At 60.2% G+C, this 19,649-nt stretch carries 19 protein-coding genes; 8 read left to right on the top strand and 11 right to left on the bottom strand.

The window, feature by feature from the left end; translation table 11 throughout:
- Positions 1 to 8 precede the first annotated feature (8 nt).
- On the bottom strand, positions 9 to 380 hold the full coding sequence (locus tag ISN39_RS05585) for a response regulator (RefSeq protein ID WP_022714852.1): 372 nt from the start codon (positions 378 to 380) through the stop codon (positions 9 to 11).
- A 132-nt stretch (positions 381 to 512) separates the two neighbouring features.
- Here ISN39_RS05585 and ISN39_RS05580 point away from each other — a divergent pair, with 132 nt between their 5' ends.
- The gene (locus ISN39_RS05580; RefSeq protein ID WP_092583059.1) at positions 513 to 821 is read left to right on the top strand and encodes a DUF3572 domain-containing protein; all 309 of its coding nucleotides are present in this window, start codon (positions 513 to 515) and stop codon (positions 819 to 821) included.
- 5 nt (positions 822 to 826) lie between these two features.
- On the top strand, positions 827 to 1,510 hold the full coding sequence (locus tag ISN39_RS05575) for a hypothetical protein (RefSeq protein ID WP_194729421.1): 684 nt from the start codon (positions 827 to 829) through the stop codon (positions 1,508 to 1,510).
- Here ISN39_RS05575 and ISN39_RS05570 read toward each other — a convergent pair.
- Positions 1,485 to 2,072: a GNAT family N-acetyltransferase gene (locus tag ISN39_RS05570; RefSeq protein WP_074067452.1), complete on the bottom strand. Its 588-nt coding sequence runs from the start codon at positions 2,070 to 2,072 to the stop codon at positions 1,485 to 1,487. The genes ISN39_RS05575 and ISN39_RS05570 overlap by 26 nt on opposite strands.
- 78 nt (positions 2,073 to 2,150) lie before the next feature.
- On the opposite strand from ISN39_RS05570, the gene ISN39_RS05565 reads away from it, so the two are divergent.
- From ISN39_RS05565 to ISN39_RS05550, 4 genes are all read left to right on the top strand, one after another.
- Positions 2,151 to 3,443 (top strand): DNA polymerase IV, encoded by a 1,293-nt coding sequence (locus ISN39_RS05565; RefSeq protein ID WP_194729420.1) that lies wholly within the window; start codon positions 2,151 to 2,153, stop codon positions 3,441 to 3,443.
- Positions 3,444 to 3,580: 137 nt separating this feature from the next.
- On the top strand, positions 3,581 to 4,819 hold the full coding sequence (locus ISN39_RS05560) for a L,D-transpeptidase family protein (protein ID WP_194729419.1): 1,239 nt from the start codon (positions 3,581 to 3,583) through the stop codon (positions 4,817 to 4,819).
- 222 nt (positions 4,820 to 5,041) lie between these two features.
- The gene (locus tag ISN39_RS05555; RefSeq protein WP_194729418.1) at positions 5,042 to 5,506 is read left to right on the top strand and encodes a hypothetical protein; all 465 of its coding nucleotides are present in this window, start codon (positions 5,042 to 5,044) and stop codon (positions 5,504 to 5,506) included.
- A gap of 59 nt (positions 5,507 to 5,565) precedes the next feature.
- Positions 5,566 to 6,072, top strand: coding sequence for an HIT domain-containing protein (locus ISN39_RS05550; RefSeq protein ID WP_194730110.1), 507 nt, complete (start codon positions 5,566 to 5,568; stop codon positions 6,070 to 6,072).
- A 23-nt stretch (positions 6,073 to 6,095) separates the two neighbouring features.
- Here the strand turns inward: ISN39_RS05550 and dnaE are convergent, their stop codons facing one another.
- Positions 6,096 to 9,578 (bottom strand): DNA polymerase III subunit alpha, encoded by a 3,483-nt coding sequence (gene dnaE / locus ISN39_RS05545; RefSeq protein ID WP_194729417.1) that lies wholly within the window; start codon positions 9,576 to 9,578, stop codon positions 6,096 to 6,098.
- Positions 9,579 to 9,883: 305 nt separating this feature from the next.
- Here dnaE and ISN39_RS05540 point away from each other — a divergent pair, with 305 nt between their 5' ends.
- Positions 9,884 to 10,462, top strand: coding sequence for a hypothetical protein (locus tag ISN39_RS05540; RefSeq protein WP_194729416.1), 579 nt, complete (start codon positions 9,884 to 9,886; stop codon positions 10,460 to 10,462).
- A 71-nt stretch (positions 10,463 to 10,533) separates the two neighbouring features.
- Positions 10,534 to 10,998, top strand: coding sequence for a DUF5680 domain-containing protein (locus tag ISN39_RS05535; RefSeq protein WP_074067441.1), 465 nt, complete (start codon positions 10,534 to 10,536; stop codon positions 10,996 to 10,998).
- Here the strand turns inward: ISN39_RS05535 and ISN39_RS05530 are convergent, their stop codons facing one another.
- From ISN39_RS05530 to nuoN, 8 genes are all read right to left on the bottom strand, one after another.
- On the bottom strand, positions 10,999 to 11,682 hold the full coding sequence (locus tag ISN39_RS05530; RefSeq protein ID WP_074070226.1) for an ABC transporter ATP-binding protein: 684 nt from the start codon (positions 11,680 to 11,682) through the stop codon (positions 10,999 to 11,001). It lies immediately after the preceding gene.
- 15 nt (positions 11,683 to 11,697) lie between these two features.
- Positions 11,698 to 13,005: a lipoprotein-releasing ABC transporter permease subunit gene (locus tag ISN39_RS05525; protein WP_194729415.1), complete on the bottom strand. Its 1,308-nt coding sequence runs from the start codon at positions 13,003 to 13,005 to the stop codon at positions 11,698 to 11,700.
- A 17-nt stretch (positions 13,006 to 13,022) separates the two neighbouring features.
- Complete coding sequence (gene proS / locus ISN39_RS05520) at positions 13,023 to 14,345, bottom strand: proline--tRNA ligase (protein ID WP_194729414.1); 1,323 nt, start codon at positions 14,343 to 14,345, stop codon at positions 13,023 to 13,025.
- A 591-nt stretch (positions 14,346 to 14,936) separates the two neighbouring features.
- Positions 14,937 to 15,212, bottom strand: a complete 276-nt coding sequence (locus ISN39_RS05515; protein WP_194729413.1) for a DUF1467 family protein — start codon at positions 15,210 to 15,212, stop codon at positions 14,937 to 14,939.
- A 122-nt stretch (positions 15,213 to 15,334) separates the two neighbouring features.
- Positions 15,335 to 15,739 carry a methylmalonyl-CoA epimerase gene (mce, locus tag ISN39_RS05510; RefSeq protein ID WP_074067430.1) on the bottom strand — a complete coding sequence of 135 codons (405 nt, stop codon included), beginning with the start codon at positions 15,737 to 15,739 and terminating at the stop codon, positions 15,335 to 15,337.
- 3 nt (positions 15,740 to 15,742) lie between these two features.
- Positions 15,743 to 17,413 (bottom strand): ribonuclease J, encoded by a 1,671-nt coding sequence (locus ISN39_RS05505; protein WP_074067428.1) that lies wholly within the window; start codon positions 17,411 to 17,413, stop codon positions 15,743 to 15,745.
- A gap of 8 nt (positions 17,414 to 17,421) precedes the next feature.
- Positions 17,422 to 18,186, bottom strand: coding sequence for a biotin--[acetyl-CoA-carboxylase] ligase (locus ISN39_RS05500; protein WP_194729412.1), 765 nt, complete (start codon positions 18,184 to 18,186; stop codon positions 17,422 to 17,424).
- Positions 18,186 to 19,631 carry an NADH-quinone oxidoreductase subunit NuoN gene (gene nuoN / locus ISN39_RS05495; RefSeq protein ID WP_074067425.1) on the bottom strand — a complete coding sequence of 482 codons (1,446 nt, stop codon included), beginning with the start codon at positions 19,629 to 19,631 and terminating at the stop codon, positions 18,186 to 18,188. The genes ISN39_RS05500 and nuoN overlap by 1 nt, the downstream gene beginning before the upstream one ends.
- Positions 19,632 to 19,649 lie beyond the last annotated feature (18 nt).

The following is a 19,649-nucleotide window of genomic DNA, read 5'->3' as shown; positions in this document are numbered from 1 at the left end:
CAGATGCGCTAGGCATCACCGAGATAGGTCTTGATCGTTTCAATGAACTTCGGAACCGAGATGGGCTTGGAGACATAGGCTTCGCAGCCGCCCTGACGGATACGCTCCTCGTCGCCCTTCATTGCAAAGGCCGTCACCGCAATCACCGGGATGACATGCAGTTCGTCGTCTTCCTTCAGCCATTTGGTAACCTCCAGGCCGGAAACCTCCGGAAGCTGGATATCCATAAGGATCAGGTCCGGCTTGTATTTTCGAGCAAGATCAAGCGCTTCCATTCCGTTTCGGGTCTGAATTGTCGTATAGCCGGACGCCTCGATCAGGTCGCGAAAGAGCTTCATGTTGAGCTCGTTATCTTCTACAATCATCACCTGTTTGGGCATGGCACGCTTGTCCCTACGTCTCGTCCCTGCAGCCGATCGCGCCGTGACAGAAGACTGCGCGCACGAATCCAGGAAACCGATAGTGGTAAACTACCGGTATTTGGTTGAAGAAAAGGTAACTTACCCAGCGAAATGCAAAGCAACTTCAAGACTTCCAAACAATTGGCCGCAGATCCCCAGGAAACGGCGATTGCCGTTCTCAGCTGGCTGGCGAATGAACCCGACATGTTCTCGCGTTTCCTGGCGCTGACGGGCGTGGAGCCTGCCCAGGTCCGCAACGCCGTCCACGATCCTGGCTTCCTCGCCGGCATGCTGGATTTCCTGATGAACCACGAGCCAACGGCGGTGGCCTTCTGCGAGGCGACCGGCACGAAGCCAGATACGCTCGCTGCCGTATGGCGGCATTTCTCCTCTCCCGGCCTCGATTCCGGAGAATACTGAGCGCAATGGAGACCGGGACTTTCGACATCTCGCATGTGCCGCTGGGCGACCGGCCGCTGATCGTCTGCGACGTCGACGACGTCGTGCTGCAGTTCATCGATCCCTTTCAGCGGTTTCTTCTCAGCGAAGGGCATGAGCTTTTGCCGCGTTCCTTTCATCTTCATGGCAATATCGTTTCTAAAGATGGGGTTGCGCTCGAGGTTATCCATGTCAGCCGGCTGATCGAAACCTTCTTCGAACGGCAGGAGGAGTGGCAGCTGCCACTTTCGCGGGCCACGGAGACGCTCGGCAGGCTCTCCGCCACTGCCGATATCGTTTTCCTGACCGCAATGCCGCCGGTCTATGCGGATCAACGGCGGCGGTTGCTCGACCGCTTCAGCCTTCCCTACCCGCTGCTTGCGACCCGTCAGCCGAAAGGGCCGGTCGTCAAGGCGCTGCATGGCATGCGCCCCCTGCCCGTTGCTTTCATCGACGACATGGCGGTCAATCTTCATTCGGTGCGCGAACATGTCGACAACTGCCTTCTGCTGCATCTGATGCCGGTCTCCGAAATTCACCGTTTCGCGCCTGCGGCCATGGACGACATTCAGCGGATTCACGACTGGAACGAGGCTGCATCGCTGATCGGCCGTCATTTCACTGAAGCCGACGCGGCTCGAAGCCTCACTGCAGCAAATCCAACCGCATGAGCGGCCGCCCGTCCTTTCGCCGCGCCACCGGCTCGAAGCCCGCCGCATCGAAGATCGCGGTCGAGCCGATGCAGAGCGTGACCGACTTCGACTGCTTCGTATGGTCGATGGGACAGCCTTCGAGACAGCGCGCGCCGTTTTGCCGCGCGTGATCGATCGCGCCCTGCAGCAGGCGATGACTGAGACCTTTGCCACGCAGTGGCGGCGAAAGAAAGAAACAGCTCACAGCCCAGATGGACGGGTCCAGCACATCGCCCTCCTCCAGCGGCCGGGAAACCGTGCGCGGCGAGTTGAATTGGGCAACATCTTGGCGCGGTCCCACCTGCACCCAGGCGACCGGTTGGCCATCCGCATAGGCGAGAATGCCGGGCGGCGGACCGGCGGCGATGCGGTTTCTGATATACTCTTTCCGCTCATCCGGCCGCATTTTGGTGCGCACTGCATGCGGCAATCTGAGAGCCACGCACCAGCAGTCACAGAAGGCACCGCGCGGACCGAAGACCGTCTCGAAATCTGTCCAGCGCTCCGGCGTCACCGGCTCAAAACGCAGATCGATATCCAAAGCCAAACCTCTCCAGTCTCTTGAGACTCGGAAGTTTAAGGCGTAGTCTCACAATGTTCAATCTTTGTTCTCATCACGATGACCCCCACCCCTGACAAGACACCCGGCTTCTGTCGCGACTGCCTTGCCGAGCAGAAGGGCGAGGCGCGCCGCTGCATGGCTTGTGGCAGCCCGCGCCTCGTGGGGCACAAGGAACTCTATGATCTGACCCTCGCACATATCGATTGCGACGCGTTCTATGCGGCGGTGGAAAAGCGCGACAATCCGGAGCTCGCCGACAAGCCGGTCATCATCGGCGGCGGCAAGCGCGGCGTCGTGTCCACTGCCTGCTACATCGCCCGCATCCACGGTGTTCGCTCCGCCATGCCGATGTTCAAGGCGCTGGAGGCATGCCCGCAGGCGGTCGTCATCCGTCCCGATATGGAGAAATACGTCAAGGTCGGCCGCGAGGTCCGCACCATGATGCAGGAGCTGACGCCGCTTGTGCAGCCGCTTTCGATCGATGAGGCATTCCTCGAACTCGGCGGCACCCAGCGCCTGCACCATGACCCGCCGGCCCGCACGCTCGCGAAATTCGCCCGTCGCGTCGAAAAGGAGATCGGTATCACGGTTTCCGTCGGGCTGTCCTACTGCAAGTTCCTCGCCAAGGTGGCCTCAGACCTGCAGAAACCGCGCGGCTTTTCCGTCATCGGCCGCGAAGAAGCCGTGGAGTTTCTGGCGCCGCGCCCGGTGACGACGATCTGGGGCGTGGGCAAGGCTTTCGCGGCAACGCTCGAAGCGGATGGCATCCGCACAATCGGACAATTGCAGACGATGGAGGAAACGGACCTGATGCGCCGCTACGGCAGTATCGGCCAGAGGCTCGCGCGCCTTTCGCGCGGCATCGACGACCGCGAGGTTCACCTCAACGATCCGGCAAAGAGCGTCTCCTCGGAGACGACCTTCTTCGACGATATTTCACGCTATGACGAGCTGGTGCCGATCCTGCGCAGTCTCTCCGAGAAGGTCTCCTGGCGGTTGAAGAAGAGCGGCATTGCCGGGAATACCGTCGTCTTGAAGATGAAGACGACGGACTTCAAGTCCCGCACGCGCAACCGGAAGCTGGAAGACCCCACGCAGCTTGCCGACAGGATTTTCCGGACCGGCATCGAGCTTCTGGAGAAGGAAACGGACGGCACGAAATTCCGCCTGATCGGCATCGGCGTCACCGACCTTTGCGACCCGGCGCGCGCCGACCCGCCGGACCTCATCGACCAGCAATCCACCCGGCGCGCGGCGGCGGAAACCGCGATGGACAAGCTGCGCGAGAAATTCGGCAAGAAGACCGTGGAGACCGGCTATACGTTCGGCAGCGGCAAACGCGACGGATAATCGGGCAATCGCAAGTACACGGCTGTGGCGGCCAAAGATCACCCATGCGTGAGCGCCGATTCAACGACGAACGCTCAAGCCTTCCTTAAGCATCGTGCCGTATATGAAGGACAAGTATTGCGTATTGGTTGGCTCACATGTTCTCGCGTTTTGTTTTCGGCCTCGGCTTGCTGTCGGCGACCGCACTCGTGCATCACCCTGCCTTTGCGGTGGATGCCCGCACCCTGCAAATCTTTGTTTCCAAGGACAAGCAGTCGCTTGTCGTCTATGACGGCACCGAAGTGATCGCGACCTCGAAAGTCTCGACCGGCAAGGCCGGCCACACGACACCGAACGGTATCTTTTCCGTTCTCGAAAAAAAGAAATACCACGAGTCCAACCTCTACTCGGCAGCTCCGATGCCGTGGATGCAGCGACTGACCTGGTCTGGCATCGCGCTTCATGAATCGAATTCCGTGCCGCGCTATCCGGCCTCCCACGGCTGCGTGCGCATGCCCGCCGCCTTTGCCAAGCAACTCTACAAGATGACGGATCTCAGCGTGCCGGTCATCGTCAGCGATGCCGAAGTGGCGCCCGAGCCGATCGCGCATCCAAATCTCTTCCGTCCCGATCTGCCGGAACCGCCACTGCTGCTTTCGGATGCGGAACTGCGTCCGGCGATCGGCGAAAACCGCGGAGAGCCTGTTCAGTTGGCGATGAACAACGCCGCGCCACCGCCTGTCGCGCAGGTCGCGGCACCGGAAAACACCGATCCGATCCGCATTCTCATCTCCCGGCGCACCGAGCGCGAGACGGTGATCGATATCCAGACCTATCTCAACCAGCTGGGTTTTTCGACGGGCACACCCGACGGCCTTGTCGGCACGGCCACCATTCAGGCCATCAACACCTTCAAGGCGCTGCGGCCTGCACAATTCAAAGGTGACAAGGCGCTTGTCAGCGACACCCTCCTTAGGGAAGTTTATGCTGCGGCAGGCAAGGGCGAGCCGCCGAACGGCATTATCATGGTGCGGCAGGATTTCATGCCAGTCTTCGAGGCGCCGCTGACGATCGACAATCCACGGCAGGCACTTGGCACGCATTACTTCGCACTGCACGCCGTCGACGCCAAAAACGGCAAGGCCGACTGGCTCGGCGTGACGCTCAAGAACGATCTTTCCAGGCAGGCAATGAAGCGGCTCGGGATCGTCGCCAACGAGAGTTCGATCGTGACCGGCACGCCGATCGCCAACGCGCTCGACCGCATCACGATACCCGACGAAACACGCCGCCGGATCAGCGGCATGCTGGCGGCAGGCTCGACTCTGACGATTTCCGACACCGGCATCGGCCCAGAGACCGGCGCCGGCACGGATTTCATCACAATTACGCGCTAGAGCGCAAAGTCATCGATGGCTGGCGGCACGGCCGTCGTACCGGCAGCTCTTTTGCAGTTGGTTCCGGCACCGCCTGAGCTATCGATTTCGCAGGCATGGCGTATAACGCCTAATTGCAATCTCGTCGCAATCAATGAAATACTGGTTGCATGATAGAGCGATTCATTTGGAACGTTCGATCAACCAAGTGGTGGGCCTGATCGAAAATGGAAATGCTCACGCATGTATGTCCTGAAACACGGCATCAAGAAAAATCCTGAAAAGCGGTGGGCGCTGCCTGACCGTATCTTCTTTGGCTATGGCGCCTGCCACATCCTCGCCGGTGTCTTCCTTCAGCGTCCGCCGCTCGAAGGTTTCCATGCTGAGCGGATCATTCCGAACGAGGGTTTTGCAGGAGGCCATATGTATGTGACGAACGGCATCATCGCCTTCGATTATCACGGTTATTCCGGGCGCGAACGGCTTCTGGAACACCATCGGAAGGGGTGGGCATCTCATAATCTTGGGTGGGGCTGCGCGATCGAGGGAGTCGATTTCGATCCGCTCAGCACGGCCGAGCTAAATCAACGCAAGATGCTGGGTCCCGATCAGTATCTGCATGACCCAATCCCTCGGGCACGCAACTTCATTGACCGCAGAGACCACACGCAGGATGCGGCGAAGGCGCTCAAAACAACCTTCGCTTGAGATTGAAAAGGCAGCGCAAGAAATCTTGATTTATGCGCATGGTCCTGATGATGTTCAGCATGGGCAAACGCCAGCCGTTCAATCTCGAAGCCTACCTGCGCGATATAGCGACAAGGCCCTGTTTTATCTGCGGGCTGGTGAGCGGAGATCCTGCGTTCTTCCATCATCGCATTTTCGAGGATGAGGAGACGATCATCTTTCGCAGTAAGTATCCAACGCTGCCCGGATACTGTTTGGTTTCCCCAAAGAAACACCGCGAAGACTTGGCTCAGGATCTCTCGACCGAAGAATACCTGCGATTGCAAGGGCATGTACACCTCTTGTCTCGGGCGCTGAAAAAAGCATTCGAGGCGGAAAGAATCTACGTTCTTTCACTCGGCAGCCAGCAAGCCAACAGCCACCTCCATTTCCATGTGGTTCCTCTGCCTGCGGGCATACCCCTCGAAGAGCAACAGTACCACGCGCTCATGGCCGAGCATGGCGTGCTGCAGATTCCCGCCGGCGAGATGGCACGGCTAGCGGAGCAGATCACCCAAGCCTTTCTTCAGGAACGGGGCGTTCCCTGATTCTGGTTCAGGCAGTTCATGACCTAGACAAGCTCGACATCGACGATGCCGGGGGCGGCGCGCAAGGCGGCGGCAATTTCCGGTGTGATGCGGTATTTTTGCGGCAGTTCGACCTCGACCTCGCGCTTGCCGTCCTCCTTGATGACGATGAAGGAAACGAGGCCGTCGCCCTTGGCGTTCAGGTGCGCCGCAACGGCGCGCAGAGGACCGGAATCGCGGACATAAACGCGCAGCGACTTCTGCATCTGCAGCGACTTTTCCTCGAGCGACTGGATCGTCTGCAAGCGCAGACCGACGCCTTCCGGCCGCTCCTCGCCGGTGGCGGTTAGCACAAAGGACTTCCCGGGTTCCAGCACGTCGCGGTACTGGTTCAGCATTTCGGAGAACAGCACAGCTTCGAACTGTCCGGACGAATCCGAAAAGACGATGATGCCCATCTTGTTGCCGGTGCGCGTCTTGCGCTCCTGCTTCGAAATGACAGTCCCGGCAAGCCGGGCATTGGTTGCGCCCTGCTTCACGGCGGCGGAGAATTCCGCAAAGGTCTGGACCCGCATCTTCTGCAGGATGTTGTTGTAGCTGTCGAGCGGGTGCGCCGTCAGGTAGAAGCCCAACACCTGGAACTCCTTGAGCAGCCGCTCGGAAGCGAGCCAAGGCGAAAACGGCGGCAGCGCGATTTTCTCCGGTCCGGACGACAGCGCGCCGCCGAAGATATCCGACTGGCCGCTCAGCTTATTTTCCTGCGCGCGCTGGGCATAGCCCAGAATGCGATCAAGGCCGGCTGCGAGCTCTGCGCGATCCTGGCCGAAGCAATCGAAGGCGCCGGCATAGATCAGGCTTTCCAGCACGCGCCGGTTGACCTGGCGCGGATCGATGCGCAGGCAGAAATCCTCGATGCTGGCAAAAGGCTCGTCGCCGCGCACCTCGACAATGTGATCGACGGCATTTTCGCCGACGCCCTTCAGCGCCGCCAATGCGTAATAAATGCGGTTGTCGCCGGTTTCAAATTGGCGGAACGAGCTTTGAACCGAGGGTGCGATGACCTCGATGCCGAGGCGCTTGGCATCCTGCCGGAAATCGTTGACCTTATCGGTGTTCGACATATCGAGCGTCATCGACGCGGCCAGGAACTCGACCGGGTAATGCGCTTTCATATAGGCCGTCTGATAAGAGACGATAGCGTAGGCGGCGGCGTGCGACTTGTTGAAGCCGTAGTTTGCGAACTTTGCCAGCAGCTCGAAGATGTTGTCGGCTTGCGGCTTCGACACGCCGTTGCTGATGGCACCGTCGACGAAGCGTTCGCGCTGCTGGTCCATTTCCGCCTTGATCTTCTTGCCCATGGCGCGGCGCAGAAGATCGGCTTCGCCGAGCGAATAGCCGGACAGGACCTGGGCGATCTGCATCACCTGTTCCTGATAGACGATGACGCCCTGTGTCTCCTTGAGCAGGTGATCGATCATCGGATGGATCGACTCCACCTCTTCTTCCCCATGCTTGCGGGCATTGTAGGTCGGGATGTTTTCCATCGGGCCCGGGCGATAAAGGGCGACGAGGGCGATGATGTCCTCGATGCAGTCCGGCTTCATGCCGATCAGCGCCTTGCGCATGCCAGCACTTTCCACCTGGAACACGCCGACCGTTTCGCCGCGAGAGAGCATCTCGTAGGTTTTCTTGTCATCGAGCGGGATCGCGGCGAGGTCCACCTTGATGCCGCGTTTGGCTACGAAATCGACCGCAACTTTCAGTACCGTCAGCGTTTTCAGGCCGAGGAAGTCGAACTTTACGAGGCCGGCCTGCTCGACCCACTTCATGTTGAACTGGGTGACCGGCATATCGGAGCGCGGGTCGCGATACATCGGAACCAGCTTCGAGAGCGGCCGGTCGCCGATGACGATGCCGGCGGCGTGCGTCGAGGCGTGGCGGTAAAGGCCCTCGATCTTCTGGGCGATATCGAGCAGGCGCGCCACCACGGGCTCCTTCGCTGCCTCCTCCTGAAGCTTCGGCTCCTCCTCGATCGCCTTGGAGAGCGGCGTCGGATTGGCCGGATTGTTCGGCACCAGCTTGCAGATCTTGTCGACCTGGCCGTAAGGCATTTCCAGCACACGGCCGACGTCGCGGAGGGCAGCGCGCGCCTGCAGCGAACCGAAGGTGATGATCTGCGCCACCTGTGCGCGGCCGTATTTCTGCTGCACGTAGCGGATCACCTCTTCGCGGCGGTCCTGGCAGAAGTCGATGTCGAAGTCGGGCATCGAGACGCGTTCCGGATTGAGGAAGCGTTCGAAGAGCAGCGAAAAGCGCAACGGGTCGACGTCGGTGATCGTCAGCGCATAGGCGACGAGCGAGCCTGCACCGGAACCGCGGCCGGGGCCAACAGGGATATCATGCTGCTTTGCCCATTTGATGAAGTCCGCAACGATCAGGAAGTAGCCCGGAAACCGCATGCGCTCGATGACGCTGAGTTCGAATTCCAGCCGTTCGCGGTAATCCTTCTCCTCATAGCCGGGCGACATGCCGAGCGTCGAAAGGCGCATGTCGAGGCCCTCCTCCGCCTGACGGCGGAGCTCCAGCGCTTCGGCGCGTTCCGCCTCCTCGGGATCGTCGGTGGCGCCGGTAAAGCGCGGCAGGATGGGCTTACGGGTCTTCAGTACGAAGGAGCAGCGGCGGGCGATCTCGACCGTGTTTTGCAGCGCTTCCGGCAGATCGGCAAAGAGTTTCGCCATCTCGGCGCGGCTCTTCAAATAGTGGTCCGGCGTCAGGCGGAAGCGGCTGTCGTCCGAGACGATGGCGTTATGGGCAACGGCCATCAGCGCATCATGGGCATCATAATCGTCGCGCGTCGGGAAGAAGGCCTCGTTGGTCGCCACCAACGGCAGATCGTGCTCATACGCAAGCCCCACGACCTTCTGCTCATGGCGCTTGTCATAGGTTCCGTGGCGCTGCAATTCGACATAGAGCCGGTCTGGGAAGAGGCGCTTCAGGGCAAGCAGCCGGGTTTGCGCCTGCGCGGCATGGCCCTGCTTCAGTGCCCCATCGACGGGACCGCCAAGCGCACCCGTCAGCGCGATCAGCCCTTCGGTTCCGGCCTCTTCCAGCCAGGATGCCCTGATATGGACCGCCTGGTTGTCGTCGCCGCCGAGATAAGCGCGGCTGACGAGATCGACGAGCCGCTCGTAGCCTTCCGCGGTCGCGGCAAGCACGACGATCGAGGGCAGCTTGGCCAGCGCCTGCTGACCGCCGCGCCTTTCTGTCTCCAGGCCGTCCATATCGATCGACAGCTGGCAGCCGATGATCGGCTGTAGCCCCTCTTCCATCGCCTTTTGCGAAAATTCGAGAGCGACGAACAGATTGTTGGTGTCTGTGATGGCGATCGCCGGCTGGCTATCGCCCGATGCCTTGTAAAGGATCTTCTTCAGCGGCAGCGCCCCTTCAAGGAGCGAATAAGCCGAGTGGACACGCAGATGCACGAAACCCGGCGTACCGCCGACGAAGCCGCTCTGTGCATCCGCCATTTCATACCCTTCCAATCGCCCGAATGAATCGGTTTGCATTGTCGGCCTTGATGACAGCGATGTCCAGAAGCAGTCCCTTGTGCGGACCGCATGAAAGCGATGCGGTCCCCTGAAAACTTACAGTGCCATGAGGATCAACGAAAAGCTGGCAACGAACATTGCAATGGAGGTGAATGCTGCGATATCACGGATCATGTCAGTCATCTGGCTCTCCTTTACTCGTTATGTTTCCAATTTGTTCTGCTATTGTTCTGTTGTCAACAGGAATCATTTGCGCATAGTTAACGGCGGACCGGAGGAGAATTATGAGGGTTGTCATTGCATTCATCGCCATTCTCGTCGCAACGGCGACGTCGGCTGCGGACATAAACCCTGACGCCATCGTCGATGGCGCGACGGGAGACTGGAACGGCGACGGCAAGCTGGATCTGGCTATCCTCGTCGCACCGGCCGATGCGGAGAGAAAAGAGCAGATCGGCATCTACATCTATCTGCGCGACGCCGACCACGAACTGCTCAGGCTTTCGGCAAGCGCGCCCAGTAAGATCTGGGGCAGCACGGATGCAGACGGCGTTTTCGGCCAAGAGCCCACGATCAAGGCTGCCGGCAAATCCTCCATTGCAGTCCATTCCCAAAACAGCGCGATCGGCCGCGAGCGCTGGGATCTGACGCTGACGCTTGCCTACCGCAACAAGCAATTCGTTGTCGCCGGTTACACCCACAATCACTACGACACGCTCGATCCCAATGCCGGCGGTTCATGCGACTACAATGCGCTGACCGGCAAGTTGCAGAAGAACGGAAAGGACGTGAAAGCCGCGCCGCGCGTGATCACCATCGAGCAGTGGAGCGACGAAACCGTTCAATCGATCTGCGGCCAATAGTCGCCAGTTCTCTTTTTGTTCTTTACAGGCATACGTTTTTGGGAGAGCTTCAGCGCGGGAGGCCGAGAGCCATGAATCTTGCTGCATTGAACGGCTTCATCGTCGAAGCGAAGGCAAATACCTATGTCGGCGGCGGGAGAAAGCTGGACCCCTGCCGCAGCGGATCGCACGACATCGGCTACGAGCGCGGAGAATGGCGCTATCTCGACAGCTATTTCGGCGGAACGGATTTCGCCGGACAAGAAGTCGTGTGGCTGGGCGGCGAGCCCGTCTGGGTGATGAACTATTTCGGCCGCATTGTCGAGCCGACGCTGATCGATGGGGAGAAGGCAGGCGCCGTCATCAAAGCCGCGCTTTCGACGATGTATGCCGAATACAGTCGCTTCCTGGGCGGCATGGAATTCGAGCATGCCTTCGGCTTTTATGCCGACCACAGCACCGGCGATTGCGATCACTTCAGCGGACGGGAAATGATCATCGTTGCAGAGCGGAGAGCCTACGAACTGGACTACCGAGGCGGCCTCATCCGCCCCTAATCAGAACTCGACAACCTTACCGTCGCTGATGGTCACGCGACGGTCCATGCGGCCGGCGAGTTCGTGGTTATGAGTGGCGATCAGCGCTGCAAGACCGGACTGGCGGACGAGCGCCTCCAGCGCATCGAACACGTAGCTCGCGGTCTCGGGATCGAGGTTCCCGGTCGGCTCGTCGGCGAGAAGCACGGTCGGCGCATTGGCAACCGCGCGCGCAATCGCGACCCGCTGCTGCTCGCCGCCCGAAAGCTCGCCGGGACGATGGCTGGCGCGGTGGCCGATGCGCATATAGTCGAGCAGCTGCTTTGCGCGTTCGCCCGCCTCCTTTCGCGGCAGACCGGCAATCATCTGCGGCATCATGATATTCTCGAGGGCCGAAAACTCCGGGAGGAGATGGTGGAACTGGTAGACGAAGCCAATCTCGCTGCGGCGGATCGCCGTGCGCTTCTCGTCGGTCAGCCCTTCACAGACTTGACCGTTGACGATGACCTCGCCGCCGTCCGGATGCTCCAGCAGGCCCGCGACATGCAGCAGCGTTGATTTGCCGGTGCCCGAAGGAGCGACCAGGGCGACGATCTCGCCGCTGTGGAGGGTAAAATTGGCGCCCTTCAGAATGGTGAGCACGGTATCGCCCTGGCCATAGTGACGCTCGACGCCGGAAAGCTTGAGAACGACGTTCCGTTTCATTGAAATCAGCATTCCTTATTCGTAGCGGAGCGCCTGCACCGGATCGAGCCGCGAGGCCCGCCAGGCGGGGAAAATGGTCGCGAGAAAGGAGAGCGCCAGCGCCATGACGACGACAGAGACCGTCTCGCCGAGACTCATCTCGGCCGGCAGCTGGCTCAGGAAATAGAGTTGCGGATTGAAGAGCACGGTGCCCGTGACCCAGGAGAAGAACTGGCGGATCGACTCGATGTTGATGCAGACGACGACGCCGAGCAGCACGCCAGCAATAGTGCCGACGATGCCGATCGCAGCACCGGTCATGAAGAAGATGCGCATGATGGCGCCGGACGTCGCGCCCATGGTGCGCAGGATCGCGATATCGCTGCCCTTGTCCTTCACCAGCATGATCAGGCCGGAGATGATGTTCAGCGCCGCGACCAGAACGATCAGCGTCAGGATCATGAACATCACATTGCGCTCCACCTGCAGGGCGGAGAAGAAGGTCTGGTTGCGCTGGCGCCAATCGGTGATGGCGATCTGACGGCCTGCCGCTTCCTCCACCTTGGGGCGGAGATTGTCGATATCGTCGGGATTGTTGGCGAAGAGCTCGATCGACTGAACGAGGCCCTCGGCATTGAAATAGAGCTGCGCCTCCTCAAGCGGCATATAGATAATCGCCGCGTCATATTCCGACATGCCGATCTCGAAGATGCCGGAGACCGTGTAGGATTTGACGCGCGGATTGATGCCCATCGGCGTCACGTCACCTTCCGGTGAAATCAGCGTGATGGTGTCGCCTGCCTGCAGACCGAGCTGCTCCGCCATGCGCGAACCGACGAGAACGCCCTGCCCCGAAGCAAATCCGACGAGGTCTCCGGACTTGATATTGTCGGAAACCGTCTTGAGCTTGGTCAGGTCTTCGGCGCGGATGCCGCGCACCAGTGCGCCGGTTCCAGCACCCGCCTGGCCCGATGCCAGCGTCTGCCCCTCGACCAACGGCAGCGCCATCCTGATGCCGGGCACCGCCGCGAACCTGTCGGTCAATGCCGCATAGTCGGTAAAAGGTCCGTCCACCGGCTGCACGATCATATGGCCGTTGATGCCGAGAATGCGCGAGATCAGCTCGGTGCGGAAACCGTTCATGACCGCCATGACGATGATCAGCGTCGCAACGCCCAGCATGATGCCGACGAAGGAAAAGCCGGCGATGACCGAGATGAAGGCTTCCTTGCGGCGTGCGCGCAGATAACGCCACGCCACAAGGCGTTCGAAGGCGGAAAATGGCCTGACCGCCGGACCGAAGCCGGATTTCGAACCCCGCTGGTCCACCGCCGCATCTGCCATTTCGCCTCCGTTCGGCCTTACGCCAAGAGCTTGTTGATCGCCGCGTCGATCGTCATCGTTTCGCGGGCACCGGTCTTGCGGTCCTTGAGTTCCACTTCGCCGTTCGCGACCGCGCGCGGGCCGGCGATGATCTGCATCGGTATGCCGATCAGGTCGGCGGTGGCAAATTTCGTTCCGGCGCGATCATCGGTATCGTCATAGAGAACATCCTTGCCGGCCTTCGAAAGCGCCGCGTAGATCTTCTCGCATGCTGCATCGCAACCGGCATCGCCCGCCTTCATGTTGATCACGAGCGCATCGAACGGCGCAACAGAAGCCGGCCAGATGATTCCGTTGTCGTCATGCGATGCTTCGATGATGGCGGGAACAAGGCGTGTCGGCCCGATACCGTAGGAACCCATGTGAACAGTGTGTTCCTTGCCATCTGGCCCCTGCACCTTGGCGCCCATCGGCTCGGAATATTTCGTGCCGAAATAAAAGATGTGGCCGACTTCGATGCCGCGCGCCGAAAGACGCTCGGTTTCCGGGATGGCGTTGAATGCTGCTTCGTCGTGCATCTCCGAGGTGGCTGCATAGACAGAGGTCCACTTGTCGAAAATCGCATTCAGGCCGGCGGCATCGTCGAAATCGGTATCGGCCGGCGGGATATCGAAATTGACGAAATCCTTGTGGCTGTACACTTCCGATTCGCCGGTCTCCGCGAGAATGATGAATTCATGGCTGAGATCGCCCCCGATGGGACCGGTGTCGGCGCGCATGGGAATGGCGCGCAGCCCCAGGCGGTCGAAGGTGCGCAGGTAGGCCGTGAACATCTTCTTGTAAGAGTGCTCGGCGCCTTCACGCGTCAGATCGAAGGAATAGGCATCCTTCATCATGAACTCGCGCGAGCGCATGGTGCCGAAACGCGGGCGGATCTCGTCGCGGAACTTCAGCTGGATGTGATAGAGGTTCAGCGGCAGGTTCTTGTAGGACTTGACGTAGGAACGGAAGATATCCGTCACCATCTCCTCATTCGTCGGTCCATAGAGCATCGGCCGGTCCTGGCGGTCCTTGATACGCAGCATTTCCTTGCCATAGGCGTCGTAGCGCCCGCTCTCCTGCCAGAGCTCGGCGGACTGCAGCGTCGGCATGGAAAGCTCGATCGCGCCGCTACGATTCTGCTCCTCGCGGATAATCGAGTTCACCTTGTCTAGAACGCGCTTGCCGAGCGGCAGCCAGGAATAAATGCCCTGCGACTGCTGGCGGATCATGCCGGCGCGCAGCATCAGCCGGTGGGAGACGATTTCCGCCTCCTTGGGGTTTTCCTTGAGGATGGGCATGAAATAGCGGGACAGACGCATGACGGATTCCAGAGCAGTTGGGATTCCGCTCTCATGCGGAATCGACGGCGATCGTTGATATCGGGAGCGTCATAACCGCTTCGCGGCCGGAAAGAAACCCGCGTGACGCGCGAGCAGCCTATCGTAGACGCAAGTTTGCGGCCGAAAAATGCCTATGCGAAAAAAAGCGGGCATTTCTAAAGGTTTGCATCAAAATCTTGTCAACAGGTATTTTTTTCTCAAGTGTAGCAAAAATGCAAAAAAAGCTGATGACAAAGCTTAATCTTTGAGCTAGCTTTAGCTCACAAAACAGGCAGGGAGATTAAATTCCTGTCGAATTCGCGGTCAAGTCTTGGGAGGATCAGATCTTAGGCGCGCTCGTCGCAGCCCCGGCAACGGTTACAGATCACGCGATACTTAAAACAAGGCTTTCAGCCTTGTTTTTTTTTGTTTTTCCAGCCTAACTCGACGCAGAAAAGCCCTAGGTCTTACCTTACGGCAAGGCGTCATGCCGTTGCGTGAGTTCTCTGCGTCATTTCCGTGACGCCCGTATGACTGCTCCGACTTTCCGGCAAGTTTACATATGCTCAAAGATTGAGCAAAAGCTCCATTTCATCGGAAGCTCGGGCCAATCTGCGGGAGGGCGTCGAAACCCCAGCCGAAATAGGTCGAGGAGATATACCAGGCGCCATAGATAACCGCCGAAACGATGGTCGTCAGTGAGAAGGTGAAAAGCGCCCGAAAACGCGTCGGCGCGCTCGGAACGGTGCCGAGAACCACATCATTGTCCTCCGCCTGCGTGCGCAGGCCGATCGGCAGCACGGCAAAAAGCGTGATCCACCACACGACGAAATAGACGGCAAAGCCCTGTAGAAAAATCTGCAGCATTTCTGTGTCCCGCGACGCCGTTGCAAACATTGCAACAGACGCGCTTATAGAGCGGAATGGTGGATAGCTCAAATCCCATATCCGGACGCTTCCGCAGTCAGGTCACTCTGCCGCAGCCTGCCTCAGACCTGTTCCAGCTCGATCAGTGTGCCGAAGAAGTCCTTCGGATGCAGGAAGAGCACCGGCTTTCCATGGGCGCCGGTTTTCGGCTCGCCGCTGCCAAGCACCCTCGCGCCCGATTTCGCGAGTTGATCGCGCGCCGCAAGGATGTCCGAAACCTCGTAGCAGATGTGATGCATACCGCCGGAAGGGTTCTTTTCGAGAAAGGCGGCGATCGGCGAATTTTCGCCGAGCGGCTCCAGCAGTTCGACCTTGGTGTTCGGCAATTCGACAAAGACGACGGTGACGCCGTGTTCAGGTAAAGCTTGCGGCTGCGAGACCCTGGCACCCAGCGTGTCGCGGTAGCCTGCCGTTGCTGCGGCAAGGTCGGGGACGGCGATGGCGATGTGGTTGACGCGGCCAAGCATCGATCAGACCTTTGTGATGAACGCCGTGACGATCGGCTTCTTGCCCCAGGTCTGGTTTGCCGCAGCGCGGACCGCGCGGCGCACCGCCTCCTGCATCATGTCGAGGTCCTTGCGGCGGGCGCGCGGGATGCTCTCGATAGCGCCGACGACGGCGTCGAAGAGCGTGTCTTCCATCTCGTCGCCCTCGTCGTCATAGACCGGCAGGCCGATGGCCACGAGATCGGGATCGCCGACGATGTCGTAGCGGCTGTCGATCACGAGGTTGACCGCGACATGGCCGACATAGGAGAGCTTCTTGCGCTCGCCGATCCCCATCTCGTCGAAATCGCCGATGAGCATGCCGTCCTTGTAGATGCGTCCGTGCGGTGCCTCGTCGATGACCTCGACCGGACCGGGCGCAAGTCGCAGAATATCGCCGTTGCGCACGCGCGGCACGATGCCGATACCGGATTGTTCCGCCAGTTCCTTGTGAGCTGTCAGATGCGTCGCCTCGCCGTGCACCGGCACGACGATCTTCGGGCGTGTCAGCTCGTACATCTTCTGCAGCTCGTTGCGGCGCGGATGGCCGGAGACGTGAACCAGCGCTTCGTTGTCGGTGATGACGTGCACGCCCTGCTCGGTGAGGCCGTTCTTGATGTCCTGGATCGCCTTCTCGTTGCCGGGGATGGCGCGGGATGAGAAGACGACGATATCGCCGGCGGCGAGTGCGACGTTGCGCATCTCGTCGCGCGATAGCTTGGCAAGCGCTGCGCGCGGCTCGCCCTGGCTGCCGGTCAGGATGACCACGACCTTGTCGCGCGGGATATAGCCGTATTCGTCCTCGGAGATGAAGGGTTTGACGCCTTCCATCAGTCCGATCTCGCGCGAGACATCGACGACGCGCTTCAGCGAGCTTCCGAGCAGCAAGACTTCGCGGCCTGCGGCTTCAGCGGCCTCGGCAATGGTGCGGATACGGCCGACATTCGAGGAGAAACTGGTGACCGCCACGCGGCCTTCGGCATTCTCGATGATCCTGCTCAGGCTTTCCGAAACGTCCTTTTCGGACGGCGAAACGCCGTCGCGAAGCGCATTGGTGGAGTCACACATCAGCGCTAACACGCCCTCGTCGCCGAGCTGGCGGAAGCGGGTCTCGTCGGTCAGCGGTCCGAGCGACGGCTCGTGGTCGATCTTCCAGTCACCGGTATGGATCACATTGCCGAGCGGCGTGCGGATCATCAGCGACATCGGCTCGGGGATCGAGTGATTGACAGCCACGCCTTCAATGCTGAAGGGACCGGCATTGATCGTATCGCCTGCCTTGAAGATCGTCACCGGCACTTCGCCGATCGCATCCTTCTCGAAATTGCGCTTGGCTTCCAGCAGGCCCGCGGTGAAGGGCGAGCCGTAGACGGGGACATTCAGGCCCGGCCAGAGGTCGGCCAGTGCACCGTAGTGATCCTCATGCGCATGCGTGATGATGATCGCCTTGAGGTTCTTGCGCTCGGCGGCGAGAAAGCGGATGTCGGGCAGCACCAGATCGACGCCCGGAAGATCCGGACCCGGGAAGGTGACGCCGCAATCGACCATGATCCACTGGCGGTGATCTGCCGGGCCGTAGCCGTATAGCGCGAGATTCATGCCGATCTCGCCGACACCGCCCAAAGGCAGAAATACCAGTTCGTCCTGCTTAGCCATAAGCTCCACTATCCAAAAAATACATCCCCGGCGGCAATCTGCATCATCTTGCCCGTGCCGGTTTTGAGCATCAACAAGCCATTATCATCAATCCCGGCGAATTGTCCGGAAATCGAGCGGTCCGGCAGATTGACCGTGATCTTCTCGCCGATGCCGCAGGCGACATCCCGCCAACGGGCGGTGATCTCGCGAACGCCTCGTCCCTCGTTCCAAATATCGAGCACCTCTGCCATCGAAGCAAAGAGATGGGCGAAGAGTTCCTCGGGGGCGGCGGTACTTCCCTCTTGGCGCAGACAGGTCACCGGGTAGAGCGGATTGTCGGGCATGAGGGCGACGTTGATGCCGATCCCGATCACCAGCGCGTAGCGCTCATCTGCAAGCTTTTCACCTTCGACGAGGATTCCGCAGGTCTTCCTGCGGCCGATCAGGATGTCGTTCGGCCACTTCACCTCGAGCGGTGCTGCGCCAGGCGGCAGAACCATGCGGATTGCCTGATGCACGGCAACGGCGATTGCCAGCGGAAGCGACGAAAGGCGCTCCATCGGCGCCGGATCGATCAAGAGAAGGGAAGCGTAGAGATTGCCCCGTTCCGAAGCCCAGGCGCGGCCGCGGCGGCCGCGGCCACTGGTCTGCTTTTCCGCAGTCACCCACAGGAAACCATCGTCCCCTGCCCTGGCGCGGGCAAGGCATTCGCTGTTGGTGGAGGATGTTTCCGACAGCGCCTCGTGCCGGAAATCGCCGAGCGATATCCGGCGCCGCACGGGAAACATCATCAAAAGAGCGTCGCAGCCGCGAGCTCGGCCGCACCGCCGATGGGGCCACCGATGACGACATAGGCAAGAACGAACAGGCCGGAAAGGCCGAACACGAGGCGAAGTGGGCCGGAAACGCGGGCAAACTCATCCGTCGCTTCATCGAACCACATCAGTTTGATGACACGCAGATAATAGTAAGCGCCGACGACCGACGCGAGAACGCCGATGATGGCGAGCGCATAGAGCTTGGCTTCGATGGCAGCGACGAAGACGAAGTACTTCGCGAAGAAGCCTGCAAGCGGCGGAATGCCGGCGAGCGAGAACATCAGGGTCGTCAGCACCGTCGCCATGAAGGGGTTCGTGCTGGAAAGGCCGGCGAGATCGTCGACAGCTTCGACGACCGTGCCGTCCTTGCGGCGCATCGACATGATGATCGCGAAGGAGCCGAGCGTCATGACCATATAGATGACCATGTAGAGCATCACGCCCGTCACGCCGGTCTGGTTGCCGGCGGCAAGCCCGACGAGCGCATAGCCCATGTGACCGATCGAGGAGTAGGCCATCAGACGCTTGATGTTCCGCTGCCCGATGGCGGCGAAGGAGCCGAGCAGCATCGAGGCAATCGAGATGAAGACCACGACCTGCTGCCAGTCGGCAATGACCGGCTGGAAGGCAGTGATGACGATGCGCGTCATCATGGCCATGGCCGCAACCTTCGGCGCGCTTGCTAAAAAGGCGGTGACCGGGGTCGGCGCACCTTCGTATACGTCCGGCGTCCACATGTGGAAGGGGACCGCCGAGATCTTGAAGGCGATGCCCGCGAGGATGAAGACCAAGCCGAAGACCAGGCCAAGCGAGCGGGCACCTTCGGCGGAAAGCGCCTGGGCGATATCGTCGAAATGCGTATGGCCGGTGAAGCCGTAGACCAACGACATGCCGTAAAGCAGCAAGCCCGAGGAAAGCGCGCCGAGAACGAAATACTTGAGGCCCGCTTCGGTGGACTTCAGGTTCTCCCGGTTGATCGCCGCCACGACGTAGATCGCCAGCGATTGCAACTCGAGACCGAGATAGAGCGCGATCAGGTCGTTTGCCGAGATCATCAGCAAGATGCCGAGGGTGCAGAGCACGAGCAGGACCGGGAACTCGAACTTGTCGAGCTGGTTTTCCCTGGCAAGACCGATCGACATGAAGAGCGCTGCGAAGGAGCCGACGAGCGCGGTGATCTTCATGAAGCGGGAGAAACCGTCCGCCTGGTAGACGCCGCCGTAAGCGAGGCCATCGCCCGGCACGAAGATCAGCCACAGCGCAGAGGCCGCAAACAGGATCAGCGCCAGAACGCTCACCATACGGCCCGACCGCTCGCCCGCAAAGACGCCGATCATGAGCAGGACAAGGGCGCCGACCGCGAGGATGATCTCCGGCGCGGAAAGATGCAGGCTTGCGAGAATGGTTTCAGCGGTCATGTCCAAAAAGTCCCGTCA

Source organism: Rhizobium sp. 007, from assembly GCF_015353075.1.
GTDB lineage: Bacteria > Pseudomonadota > Alphaproteobacteria > Rhizobiales > Rhizobiaceae > Rhizobium.
This window is presented reverse-complemented; position numbering and strand designations above follow the sequence as displayed.